The organism is Nostoc sp. (assembly GCF_054880495.1).
The window spans coordinates 26572-39054 of sequence record NZ_JBTYKD010000175.1 but is presented as its reverse complement, the minus strand read 5'-3'; the positions used below and the strand labels follow the sequence as shown (position 1 = coordinate 39054).

Sequence of the window (12483 nt, the reverse complement as noted above, 5' to 3'; positions counted from 1 at the left end):
ATCTGTCCCACAGTTTATCGCGTCAGCAATCCGTATACGATCGCTCCAGACCTAACAGTGATCGCTCCGAAGTGCGATCGCATTTTGGGCAAGATATAGAGATTGAGATCGCCCTCTTCCCCTTTTTAACCGAGATCGCGCTTCCAAAACCATAATGCGATGCACTGTGATTGCTTATTATGCCTGTAGATGTTGGGTTTCGTACCTCAACACAATCTACGCGATCAGCGATAGCACTGCCGATCGCCCCTTCTCAGCATTTGCCCCCCAAGCGATCGCACTACAAGAGCTTGCTCGGCAAGTATCAGTGAGCAATATCGTTTAAGAAGTAGAATCTTTCCAACCGACTCTAAGGGCCTCAATAAATCCAGATTCGGGGTAACGGCGAAAAATTTCAAACGCTATTTCACGATATTCAGGTTGTACTTTAAGAAACTGCTTCCACTCTGGATAACACCACTGCGTGCCAATTAGAATAGAGCCAACTAATTTTGATCGCTCTAGGCTGTCTCCTACTTCTCGGCCAAGGATTTCAGCTATGATTTCCCTGCACAGGAAAAAGCTCCTGGCATCTGTAAAATCAACCTGATTAAAAGTTGAACCAACAGTATTAGCCCATAGAAGATATGCTCTTTGGAAACTGGCTGTATTGATATTGGAGTATACTAACATTGCTTCAGAAAGATTGGCATCATTGAAGCAGGATGACTCTAAAGTTGAACCACGAAATACAGCCTTAGCTAAGTTAGTATGAGAGAAATTAGCACCCGTCAAGTTAACTTGCTCCCAACGGCTTTCAGAAGCTTGAATTCCTATGAATGAAGCTGATCCTGCATCTACTAACTCAAAGCGAGCTTGACTGAGGTTAGCATTCTTAAATGAGGCGTTTGTTAAATTAACCTGACGAAACTGGCAGCCCGTAAGATTAGCGTTATCAAGATTGGCGGCAGTTAAAGAGACCATTGAGAGGGAAAGCCCTGACAGATCTGCCCCTTGTAGATTGACTCCAAAAAAATCGCCATCGCAAGGAGATAATCGACGAGTTTCACGAAGTTTTTCAACTAATTCGGCTTGTGCAGTTTTGGTGGATTGTGTCACGGTTAACTAACTCTCCTAAATTGCTTATTTCCCTTCTATTGCCTGGTGATTTCTTCTTTGAGCTTCTGCTTCAACTGTCTCCCTTGCAACCGAAGCATATTGTTCAACATTTAGACCCAATTCTTTACAGCGCTTTTTAATTTCCTTCCCATAATTACTTTCGGCACCGTAAAAAACTCCGATTCTGCTAGCATTACCAACTAATTTATATCCGTACTGCTCTAACCATTCTTTCCAAAAACCTTTCTCAAACGTTTTGGAGGTTTCTGCCTGATCAACTGGGTTTAACTCTGCTGCTTTTTTACCCTCAACTACAACTGCTCCATTCATGGCTACAACCGGATCAAAATCCATCGCAAAATTTGGATCGTTGGTATTGGCGCTCTCTTGCCATTTCTCTAAAGTTTTTGTTGCAACTAAAAGTTCACTCTTTATCCTTAATGCGACTTGATTTTGCCATTGCAGTGGATCGGTTGGAAAAGCTGCCAAACCTGGGCTAGCTTGACCTGCAACACCTATTGCTTTTAATCCAGCCATAGCGGGCGATCGTCCCCCATATTTAGCCAGATCTTTGACTCCATCAATGATGAAGTCACTGCTAGCACATCGTTTAAGAGCTGCACCAATCTCACCACCAACACCACCTGGAAAGAAGGCTAGTGCAGCGCCGAGAATCAATTCTTGCTGTAATTTTTCGTCTTGAGCCTGTTTATCTAATCTATCCGTGTGGTTTTTCCAGGCATCACCATAGGCCAGAGCAACACTCAGTAACCAAGCTGTTGCCCCTCGATCAGCGGCATCAATAATTGTGTTGACTTGGCCACAGCGATTTAAGAAGTCTTGCTTTTTTGACAAAGCTCCTGGCCCGAATACAGTCTGTTGTTGCTGTGCAGAAGTGACCGTTGGATTCGTAGGCTCACGTTGAATAGTTCCTGTGTAAACAGCGGGTTTGGTCTGAACGGCAGTTGTCTGCTGCACCACATGGGTTAGCTCATGGGCAGTCAATACATCTTTACCAGGAGCCTTCCCCGCCCCAAAATAAACATCCTGCTTGTGGGTAAATGCCTGAGCATTCAAATCCCGGTTCATCTGAACAGATTCGCTGCCTGTATGCACCCGCACCTGGCTGAAATCAGCACCAAAGCGGGGTTCCATGAACGATCGCACCTCATCCGGTAGCGGGCTACCCCCACCTTTACTGCTATTGAGCCGACTTTCAATATTATTCCCTGCCTGTAAGCCACCATCAGTAGCCGTTTGTATGGATGGTTTAGTTTGTACTTTGTCTTCTTCCTCCTCACAAGCAGCACATTTGCGCTGCAAGGAATTTTGTACAAACTGTACGCTTTGAGCGTTAAGTTGATCTGGCACAACCATCCGCATCACCTGATTTGCCATCCAATCCGCTTCCTGCTCATACTTGTCCCCTGGTTCTCCCACCGTCAATTTCGCCTGGGGAGGACGCACCGCTATGCGACTAAGGTCGTGTCCAAAAGACGGTTGCTGAATCGCTGGTGATAACAAAGATTGCTCGTCAGTAGACTGCGCTGCTTGCTCAGATTCCGAACATTTTTGCTGGAGAAATCCATCATTTACGGAGGAGATAGCGATCGCCTTCCTCTGTACCGCTTCATCATCTTTAGATAACGCCTCTGGCTGCACAGGTGGAGCGGGATCAGGCATCCGCATCACCTGATTTGCCATCCAATCCGCTTCATCCGCTTCCTGCTCATACTTGTCCCCTGGTTCTCCCACCGTCAATTTCGCCTGGGGAGGACGCACCACTATGCGACTAAGGTCGTGTCCAAAAGACGGTTGCTCAAGAGCTTGTAATAACTTGGATTTCTCATCAGCCGCTTGCGCTGCTTGCTGGTTGGCTGATTCTACGGTTTGTGCTTGAACTATATTATTCGTTGGTAAACCAAAGCCGCGCTCTGGGTTTGCCAGGGTCGGCGTATGTGGTGAAACAAGGGACGGATTGGAAAAAGTTGATGTAGCTGCTTTCTTACGCTCAAACGTGCGATCGCTCATCTCACCCTTCCTTCATTAATGGGTACAGTCGTGATTATTGGTGCTAGGCATTTTTCTACGAAATAAATTTTACAATTTATCAAAATGCTTATGATATAGACTTAAATCTAATTTATCAGTGAGAGGTTAAGATAATTTTACTTTTGTCAATAAGCAATAGTATCCCTGCTTCAAAATACTTACCTAAACTTACTCAAACTTCAGAATAGAGATTTCTTCCCGCGTCAGCCAAGGTAGTCGGCTACTTCTTGTCAACGGGCGTAAATTCCGGTCAAGCCAACCGTATTTTATCAAAAGGTGCATTCATTAAATTTACAGATGCGTTCTCATCGCGGTCTTGAATATTGCCGCAATTGCCACAATTATAGACACGCTCACTCAATGTAATCGGCTGAATATGATGGCATTTACAGCACATCTTTGATGAAGGATACCATCTATCAACTAACTCAACTTTAGTCCCATAGTGAGCTTGCTTGTAAGTAAATTGGCGACGAATTTCGTAAAAACAATTATTACTTACAGCAGTTGCTAATTTCTGATTACTAATCATGCCTTGGATGTTTAAATCTTCAATCCGAATCACATAAGCTTTACGACTTATGTCAGTCGTCATTTTCTGAGTCGTATCTTGCCTGATATTAGCAATTCTTGAGTGATGTCTAGCAAGACAAGTGTAATATTTAAGCGCATTATTTGAAGCTTTAATTTTTAGCTTTCTGTTTCCAAAGACTTTATTACGATTATGCCACTGTAATTTACTCAGCTTGGTTTTCGCTGTTTTTGTAGTCATAGGCATATCGTACTTTGAGCCATCAGAACAAGTTGCTAAAACTTTGACACCTAGATCCACACCAATTTTTTCGATAGGGTGAATTATTGGTGGTATTTTCTCAGCATCTAAAATGAATGACACAAACCATTTATCAGCAGTTCTAGACACAGTAAACGTCTGCGAACTACAGATAAAGTCAATTCGCTCTTTTAACCTAAGTTCCTTTAACCCTGGTAACTTTATGAGAGAACGAGCATTGATTACAACTCGATTAGTAAAGGGCAGTGGTGGCTTGCCTTTTTCTGGGTAAATCCCAGCAGTTTTATATACAGTAAAAGAGTCTCCTTTTTTCTTGGATTTCTTTTTCGGGAATTGGGCTAAACCTTTGCGCCATCGCTCAAAAGCATTTTTTAAATCAATGAATACTGACTGATATACAGTGGAGGGATATTTTTTCATCCATGCATACTCAGGCTTCTGCATTGTGATTTGGGTAAATACTTTCTTAATGGCATTAATTCTTTTAAAGTCAGACGCTTTCACATTTTCAAGACTCCAAGAAGCAGTGAGCAAGTCCAACCCAAAGTTGTAGACAAATCGCTTAAACCCAGCATTTCCACGCATCAAGGAGGTTTCCACTTTATTCAGTTTTAATTCTCGCTTTATGGCCAACATAGACTTATGTTTTATACTTATACAAGTATACCAGTATTGATACTTTTAAGTAATGTCATTCAAAAAAAATCATGAGTTTTGGTTTATCCGAATAATTGTCAGCCGCTAGATACTAAACCATTAACTCTAAAACTGCGTGTGGGTATCCGGGATAAAATCAGGTCAATCCCTAATTGGCAGTCAGAGCTAAGAAATGCAATTGAAGCATGGTTGCAGGAGAAACTTGACCAAACTGATCAGGATTGAAGTATTTTAGACAAGAAAATGCTAATTAAATTTTGCTCTTCGGTCACTTTCCGAGTATTCTTAATAAAAGGATTAAAAGAAAAAACTCTGGAAGGTAAGCAGGACAATGGATGTAGAATTACAAATCCTGAAAAATTTGGCTAGAGAGGCCCACCCAACAGTTGCGATAGCGAAGCTAGGATTTTAAACTGGAATTTGGTTTGGGGAAAAGGTTAAAGGTTTTTTCTTTCCCTTTCCCCTTCCCCTTCCCCTTTTCCCCTTAACCGACAAGTATTAATTATCCGCCAATCATCACAGTAAATTCACCTGCGGCTATTTTGTTGATGCTTGTGGTTTCCTGAATAGTATCGCCCATGCGACAAGCTGGAAGACCATTAATCAAGACAGTTTGACTACCATCAATGACTACACCGACACCATCAGGAACCACAACTTTAACGATGGGACAAGTATGAATGTCTGTAGCGAAACTAGCCATCAATTTTGCCATGTTTTCCACTGCATCAGCAATTGTTTTGGCGAGATTTTTAGCAGCAGCGGGTGCAGCAGGTGTTCCACTAGCCGCAGTCATTTTTACTTGAGCTTTGCCAATATCTTCCATTCCTTTGGTGAAGGTTTGCGCTAACATTGCGGCTTGTGCTGCGGAAATACCTCGCCAAGCTAGTTTTTTACCAATTATTACGTTCATGCTACCCGGTCCAATCGACAACGGACTACCGTGAGCAGTTATATCTCCCACACGCGCAGCAGGTTTACCAGGCATTTTTTGCTCCTTTATTAATCATGAACTCCCTAGTACCGCTTCGCGTAATTCGTAATTCGTAATTCGTAATTCGTAATTCGTAATTACGTTTTAGCAAGGGTTTCAGAGATTACAAATGGGTGGCTTATTTACGCCGTGCTGTACTAGTACAACAAGGCAAAAGTAAAAAGTAAAAAGTAAAAAGAAAGAATACTTATACCGCAAGCTTTTTACCCATTCCAAATGGTAGGTTTATTTCCGCCGTGACGTACTAGTTTAGGTAAATCATGGCACCATTAACAGTAATGGTTCCGTTTGCTTTAATTTCGATATTGCCTTTTGCTTTTATTGATAAATTCCCTGTGGAATCTAGTGATATTGCTTTACCTTGGTCATCCATTTTAATTTTATGACCACCTTGGGTTTCAATATCAATGCAGGCTTCACTATCATTTAAATAAATTTTGTGACCTTTATTTGTTTGCAAGCGAACACCTGTTTTACTACCACCTTTATCTTCTTCGACGAATTGCAGTGTATGTCCAGTGCGGGTTTTAATAGTACGCAACCGCACTTTTCCACCTTGAATTGAATCTTCTACTTTTTCCGGTGGTGCGTCTTTACCATTCCATACACCACCAATAATGTAGGGACGGTGAATATCGCCATGTTCAAAACCTACTAATACCTCATCGTTGACTTCTGGTAAACAATCAAAACCCCTATTGTTAGCAGCACCTAATGCTACAACTCTAGCCCAATGGCTGGCGTGTTCTTCTGTGAGGGTGGGAAATTTCACTTTGACTCTACCCCAACCTTTGGGATCTTTATTATCTGTGACAATTCCTACCAGGAAAGTCTGACCTGGCTGTAAGTGGATTTGGGGTGAAATGGTTGTTAACAGGCTTCCTGATCGCAATCCCCGCACGCTGAACTCAGTAGAATAAACTCGTTGGTTATAAAAGTGGCGAGTTTCAGTTACGTAATATTCTCCACTAAAGCGATCGCCTATTTCTTTAAGCTTGATTAATTTTCCCGGTCGAATTTGAGGATTTCCCTCGGCTTTGGCATCAGCATATATATACTCACCTCCGAGTTCGTCACACAAAGCCTGTGCCATCGCTTCTGCCTGTTTAGCGCTGGATACAGGCTGGTCTACAACAGTCATTTTGGGGGGTTTATTATTGAGATTGTATTCGGTGCTGACGCTGCTTCCTCGATTATTTCCTGTTTTAGTGATAACTTTTTCTGAACTAGCAGTTGAGGTAATTAATTTTTTCTGGGTATAATCCCAACTACGTACTTCTACAGCACTAACCTGCTCCGCACTAGTAATGCGCGTACTAAAATGACTAATATTAACTAGCCATTTTAATTCTAAAGGTTTTTGACTTTGAGGTTTACAAAAATTTAGTTTATCTTCTGTAATAAAAAACTCAAAACCAATACGGGCAGCCCGCTCACGCAAAAACTCCATATTAGTTTGATTTTCTTGAAATACATATTCATGAGGTTCTCCACTTGGGTCTATTTTACCTGCTTTTATTCCTACCTCTTCTGCTATTTTCTTGACGATATCAGTATCAGTTTCATTTAAAAATGAACGATTATGACGACCTCTATGTAAGCGATGAGAAATATCATAACCGCGAACTATAATAGGAGCTTCAGATTTTTCATTAAAGTGCATTTCAATGCCTGTAATTTCACCTTCAATCATAAAATCTTTGTCGTCTTTTCCAAAATTACTATCTTGAGTTGTACTCGCAACAAAACCCAAGCGTATCTTCTTACCAATTGCAAAAATACTCTCATGACGTTGTGGTTTACGGTCTGTTTTATCGCTAGCAGGAAGATAACTATTATGCACGACTAAAGTAAACATTGCTGGTAAATGCAAGCTTTCTTCGATGGTTATTTGTAGCAAATCTTTGATTAATTCGCTATCAGCTTTTTCCCAAGCATTACCTTTAGAAAATTCTAGGAGCGGTTCAGATAAATAAAGACTTTCTTTTACTTCTGTAGGCATATTTATATACTGAAAATTATTACTATATTTTAGAATCCTAACTTCTTCCAGAAATCGGGTTTATTGGTTTTTATTTCTTACCTGTAGGATTATGAGAACTATTATCTCGATCTTTACCTTTACTAGCTGATTCCTTGGTTCCTGGAAGATTATTTTTATCAACTTCTTGCAAGCTAATATCTACCATAGCTCTTACAGGCGTACCATCAGTCAAGAACATATTAAGCGTGTAGGTTAAGCTAGTAATTACACAATAAAAATATTCATCTTTCCACATTAAAATGTAAACTGATGGACGTTTATCTTTTTTTGTCGGTTCAACTCCTTTTTTTATATTATTAATATATTCTTCCATTACAGATTTTTTCGTTTCATAGGTATCAAAAAGTAATTGCTTGAGAGTAAATTTGTAAGGCTCAACACCAGAAAAATTTACTTTTGGCAATAGTTCGCTTCCTCTGTTACCTTGCTTACTTTCCCATTTGACTGCTCTTGTGAAGCTAATTTCTGTAGGATTAAACATAAATACAATATCATCAGATTCTGTATCCAAAGCTTTTAACTTTGCTTTTGTGAGGTTTGGTTGACGTTTTTGTGGTTCTATAAATGTAGGCTTATTTGTATCGGTAGCCATTTTTTTGACTTCTCCTCATTTAATTAAGTATTACCAAGGTAAACGGCCTGAATACATTCCATAACGTTCTCTTTCTATTTCTAAACGTTGGCATAACTTGCTATAAATCTCACTGGCTAATGTTTCTAAGTCGGCAGAGTTATCTTGGTTATTTTCTTGTTTAGAAGCATCATAATTATTAGCAGAGTTAGCAGTATTTTGTACAGTTTCTGTCACAGGTTTAATATCTGTCGCAATATCAGATTTTGCAACTTCTCCACCATCGGCAAAACCTTGAATAGTGGGTAAGCGTTTAGTTGATATTTGTGGTGTTTGTAAATTTGTCGAATTATCTAAGTTTGATTGGTGATGATTAACTTGGTTAAAATCAAATGCTGTAAAATCCTCTGCATTACCATTTAGTAATTCTTCTACACTTCCCCATTCAGAGGGAAAACTAGTATTAAAATTATTAGCTGTAGTTGTATTATTTGTATTTGCTTGCCTAAAAATTAAAGGTGGTGATGAATAATGATGAGAGTGTTTGGGAATTTCAGTGGTTAAGCTTTCATTTGCTCCATTAAATAAATTGAATTGCAAAGAATGACGTGCAATCATCCCAGGATGGCTAATTCCAGATTTTTGCCGGGATGAAACCGAAATATTGGGAATTTTAGGAGAAATAATATCGGCGCTATTTGGGAAATTATCGACTTGAGTCGAAGGTTGAATATAACTAGTGTCTTTTGCTTGTATTGATTGAATATTGGGAGCGTTTGAGGTACTAATATCCTCTGATAATGTTCCACCACTATTAATGTGACGCAATACGTGAATATTTTTTTGTGCATCGCTAGCATTAATGACAAACTCTCCCGGAGTCAGCATTGCAGGTACAGTATCAGAAGGTGCGATCGCGGCAGCAGAATTATCTGATATATTTTTTGGTGTAACTAATCCACCAATAGCATAACCTGTGGGTGCAGGTAGGTTATCAGATAATTGATTTAACAAATTAACAAAGTTATTTTGTGGTGATACTTCGGTTGCATCTGGGAGATTTTCTAGCGTTGGCGTTTCTAAAGAATTATCTTCCAGCTTGGAAGCTAAAAGTTCTGTTTGTGTTGCTTTTTGCGATGTTTCTGCTGGCAGAGTTAAAGAATGTTCCCTCTCTGCTAAATCTTTTGATGCAATAGCATTATTAGCTAGATTATTTGCTTTTAGTGTAATATTATTTTGCTGCGATTTTTTTTGAATAGCAAGAGTATCTAAATTATCGCCTGCTGATACTTCTGGATATAAGTTATTTTGTTGTATTTCATCCAATTCGATTTGTTGATAATTAATTAAATTGCTTACTATACTATTAGTATCTGTATTTTCAGCGTTGGAATTTGCTGATTCTAGAGAATGATTTAATTCCGAATCTGTGTCTAAAATATCCTGCGTTATTTTGGCAGTTACAGAATCAAAATTTGCTACAGTAGCAACATCTTTAGTTGTTGTTTCTAAATTACCCTCTTGAGCATTTATGTGATTGTTATCTTTAATTATTATTGGTTGATTTTCTGCAATTGTATTTTTGCTTGCTGTTTGAATAAGAGGAGATGACTGTTCTGAGCTAATATTCTCTTCTACTAGAATCTGATTGATCAAATTTTCGGAAGTGTCAGATGTATTTATAATTTCATCAGAGTCAGCAGAATATGCTTTTGTGGTTAAAGTAGGTTGATTTTCTGTAATTGTATTTTTGCTTACTGTTTGAATAAGAGGAGATAATTTAGCCTCAGTTTCTCTATGTTCTGAGTTAATATTGTTTTCTATTGGAATCTGATTGATGAATTTTTCGGAGGTGTCAGATGGATTTATAATTTCATCAGAGTCAGTAGAATATGCTTCTGTGGTTAAAGTAGGTTGATTTTCTAGTGTATTTTGTTCAATATTGTGCTGTTTATATTCTGCTTGAATAGATGAATTATGTGTAAGTGATATTTGAGATATATTTTTTTGCGAATCGTTTAAACTCTCAGAAGCATTTTTATTTTCTGCAATCTTATTACTCGCTAAAGTATCAGGTGTCATTTGTAAAAGTAATTCAGGAATTATTTGAGAATTAGTTTCATTGCTGGCTAAGGTTTCCTGATTTATAAAAGACTCAATAACAGAAGAATTATCTTGCTGAAATGCTAGATTATTTATTTGAGAATTCTCTAATAAACCTCCAACATTAGTAATATTATTGGGTTCTTCTATTATGTCCCGAAAAATCGTGGTTTCTTCTGAGTAAGATATCAATTCTTGATTTAGTATTTCTTTTACTGGATCGTGTATTTCTTGCTGCGCTGCAATATATTGATTTTCTGGCTCTGATAAATTTTGCTTAACAGAAAAATCTAGAGCGATTTCATTATGACTATAATGAATATTATTTTTATTTTTTGCAGTATCTAGAAAGCTTGTTTTTTGTAAGTCTATAACCTGGGAATTTTCCGGCAATTCTTGTATTATTGGAGTTTGCTGGGTTAGGTTTGGGGTAAGCTTGTCCAGATGAGGTGAAAATTCTGGAATATTATTAGCTTCCAGTCTTATATTTGTAGTGGCTACGTTCTGAGATTTTTTGGCTTTATTAGAATTTTTAGTGCTAGATTTTGTTGTAGCTGAGTTCTTTGATTTTGACTTTAATTTTTTTTGTGGTTGATCTTGTACCGGAATATCTTGAGTGATATTGTGGTTTTCAAGATTAACGATGCTAACATTATGATGTTTATCTTCAATACTATCGAAATTACGAGGCTCTGTAACTGGTAATAAATCTGTAATTATAGTTGTCAGGTTATTTTCTACGTCACTTGTATGAATATCTGTCTCATTTTCGTGATATTTTTCTCGTTCATTCTCTAATTCATATGTAGGAAAAGTTGTAAACTCATTAATATCCCAATTTTCACTATTCCATACCTTTTCGTCAATTATAGGTTTGTTTTGACGAGGTAGTAATAATGTAGAATCATTTATTAATGGTTTGATAAATGGCGATTTTGTTTGTAATCCTAGTCCTAATCTTCCGCCTAAAGGCTGAATAGCATTTTTAAAACCCAAATCATAATTAGACTCTTTTTTTAGTAAGAGTCTGTTCGATATATCAAAATATTTTACGATTCCTAGTGGAACTATAGACAAACCTAGCAAAGGTTGAATTACTTGCATCTTTGGGTTTTGATAAAAATCAATTAATTGGATTAATTAGAAGAGAAAAATCTTGATGTTGCTTCTCTCTTGACTGGATTACCACCACCTTTGTCTTTAGAGACTTTCAAACCTTCATAAGCTAAAGTCAGTTCTTCAATCGCAACAGCATTACCATCCGCTTGCAAAGCTGGTGTTTTCCAAGCAATGGGAATTGCTCCAATGAGAGTCCAACTCATCATTGTTTCTCCTGCTTGATTGAATAAAATAATATTGACATTACGTCGAAGATTCTCTTCTCCATTCTTTTCATCAAAAATTTTTGTCATCCAGTTTAAAAAACCAAAGTGGTCTGTAATTCCCCGTTTCAGTGTTACATCTGCAAATTCTGCTTGACCTAAATAGATACGCTGTTGGTCATTTACACCACCTTCAAAAAAAACATTTTTCTTAATCTGAACACTCAATGCCGTACATTCAGTAAAAGAAGCTGCGATCGCATTATCTATTTCTACGTAGAAACGATTTGTTGTCACATAATTCAATTCATGCGTCACAGTACCGTTATTAGACATAGTTACCATCTCCTCGAACCATAGTTTCTGACTCTTTCACGTTGCGATCGCATATCTTCTTGTAACAATTCGTAAACGCGATCGCACAATTTATCTAGTAACATAGAATCGCTAAGATATTTACCAACCGACGCTTGAGAAACCGTTGGCATCACAGCATATCCAGCTGTACCACCAATATCTCCAACAGGTGCGATCGCAGGTTGTATGCTTTGGGAGTCCATAATTGAAAAAGACTTAATTAAAAAATACTTTCTCAATTACAGGCTAAGGGAATTGCTCCCAAATAAGAATTAGCCAAAGGTCTAACTCTCTAGATGAAGGTATGAAGTCAGGATGTGCGACTGTGGAGGTTTGCAGATGAAGCACAGTTATTCGACTTTTGGCTAATTCTTTATTCTTGATCTTGGTCTGGATATTTTACAGCGATTTTCAGGTAAATGAACCACAAATAGACCTCTCTCCAAACCTCTCTCCTTTTAGGAGAGAGGCTTTGATTTTCTCCCCTTCCCT

The 12483-nt window shown here is 38.4% G+C and carries 11 protein-coding genes; 2 read left to right on the top strand and 9 right to left on the bottom strand.

Annotated features, from left to right (window positions below):
* Window positions 1-166 precede the first annotated feature (166 nt).
* The gene (locus ACYTXL_RS17200) at window positions 167-325 is read left to right on the top strand and encodes a hypothetical protein (protein WP_461925788.1); all 159 of its coding nucleotides are present in this window, start codon (window positions 167-169) and stop codon (window positions 323-325) included.
* Here the strand turns inward: ACYTXL_RS17200 and ACYTXL_RS17195 are convergent.
* From ACYTXL_RS17195 to ACYTXL_RS17185, 3 genes are all read right to left on the bottom strand, one after another.
* The gene (locus tag ACYTXL_RS17195) at window positions 322-1098 is read right to left on the bottom strand and encodes a pentapeptide repeat-containing protein (protein ID WP_461925787.1); all 777 of its coding nucleotides are present in this window, start codon (window positions 1096-1098) and stop codon (window positions 322-324) included. The genes ACYTXL_RS17200 and ACYTXL_RS17195 overlap by 4 nt on opposite strands.
* 24 nt (window positions 1099-1122) lie before the next feature.
* Window positions 1123-3129, bottom strand: a complete 2007-nt coding sequence (locus ACYTXL_RS17190) for an eCIS core domain-containing protein (protein WP_461925786.1) — start codon at window positions 3127-3129, stop codon at window positions 1123-1125.
* A 271-nt stretch (window positions 3130-3400) separates the two neighbouring features.
* On the bottom strand, window positions 3401-4579 hold the full coding sequence (locus ACYTXL_RS17185) for an RNA-guided endonuclease InsQ/TnpB family protein (RefSeq protein ID WP_461925785.1): 1179 nt from the start codon (window positions 4577-4579) through the stop codon (window positions 3401-3403).
* Window positions 4580-4657: 78 nt separating this feature from the next.
* On the opposite strand from ACYTXL_RS17185, the gene ACYTXL_RS17180 reads away from it, so the two are divergent.
* Entirely contained in the window at window positions 4658-4825 is a 168-nt protein-coding gene (locus ACYTXL_RS17180; RefSeq protein WP_461925784.1) for a hypothetical protein, read from the top strand.
* Between the two features lie 277 nt (window positions 4826-5102).
* On the opposite strand, the gene ACYTXL_RS17175 is transcribed toward ACYTXL_RS17180, so the two are convergent.
* The 6 genes from ACYTXL_RS17175 to ACYTXL_RS17150 form a co-directional block, all read right to left on the bottom strand.
* Window positions 5103-5588 carry a PAAR domain-containing protein gene (locus ACYTXL_RS17175; RefSeq protein WP_461925783.1) on the bottom strand — a complete coding sequence of 162 codons (486 nt, stop codon included), beginning with the start codon at window positions 5586-5588 and terminating at the stop codon, window positions 5103-5105.
* A gap of 250 nt (window positions 5589-5838) precedes the next feature.
* Window positions 5839-7596: a VgrG-related protein gene (locus ACYTXL_RS17170; RefSeq protein ID WP_461925782.1), complete on the bottom strand. Its 1758-nt coding sequence runs from the start codon at window positions 7594-7596 to the stop codon at window positions 5839-5841.
* 70 nt (window positions 7597-7666) lie between these two features.
* A complete protein-coding gene (locus ACYTXL_RS17165; RefSeq protein ID WP_461925781.1) occupies window positions 7667-8230 on the bottom strand; it encodes a CIS tube protein in 564 nt (187 codons plus the stop codon).
* Between the two features lie 30 nt (window positions 8231-8260).
* Window positions 8261-11416: a hypothetical protein gene (locus ACYTXL_RS17160; RefSeq protein ID WP_461925780.1), complete on the bottom strand. Its 3156-nt coding sequence runs from the start codon at window positions 11414-11416 to the stop codon at window positions 8261-8263.
* Window positions 11417-11448: 32 nt separating this feature from the next.
* Entirely contained in the window at window positions 11449-11970 is a 522-nt protein-coding gene (locus ACYTXL_RS17155) for a phage tail protein (protein ID WP_461925779.1), read from the bottom strand.
* Between the two features lie 2 nt (window positions 11971-11972).
* On the bottom strand, window positions 11973-12194 hold the full coding sequence (locus tag ACYTXL_RS17150) for a hypothetical protein (protein ID WP_461925778.1): 222 nt from the start codon (window positions 12192-12194) through the stop codon (window positions 11973-11975).
* Window positions 12195-12483 lie beyond the last annotated feature (289 nt).

What these genes read in the sequence shown, in the direction of transcription:
- ACYTXL_RS17190 (WP_461925786.1), bottom strand. Translation starts at nt 3,129, where the DNA reads ATGAGCGATCGCACGTTTGAGCGTAAGAAAGCAGCTACATCAACTTTT.
- ACYTXL_RS17185 (WP_461925785.1), bottom strand. Translation starts at nt 4,579, where the DNA reads ATGTTGGCCATAAAGCGAGAATTAAAACTGAATAAAGTGGAAACCTCC.
- ACYTXL_RS17175 (WP_461925783.1), bottom strand. Translation starts at nt 5,588, where the DNA reads ATGCCTGGTAAACCTGCTGCGCGTGTGGGAGATATAACTGCTCACGGT.
- ACYTXL_RS17170 (WP_461925782.1), bottom strand. Translation starts at nt 7,596, where the DNA reads ATGCCTACAGAAGTAAAAGAAAGTCTTTATTTATCTGAACCGCTCCTA.
- ACYTXL_RS17165 (WP_461925781.1), bottom strand. Translation starts at nt 8,230, where the DNA reads ATGGCTACCGATACAAATAAGCCTACATTTATAGAACCACAAAAACGT.
- ACYTXL_RS17160 (WP_461925780.1), bottom strand. Translation starts at nt 11,416, where the DNA reads ATGCAAGTAATTCAACCTTTGCTAGGTTTGTCTATAGTTCCACTAGGA.
- ACYTXL_RS17155 (WP_461925779.1), bottom strand. Translation starts at nt 11,970, where the DNA reads ATGTCTAATAACGGTACTGTGACGCATGAATTGAATTATGTGACAACA.
- ACYTXL_RS17150 (WP_461925778.1), bottom strand. Translation starts at nt 12,194, where the DNA reads ATGGACTCCCAAAGCATACAACCTGCGATCGCACCTGTTGGAGATATT.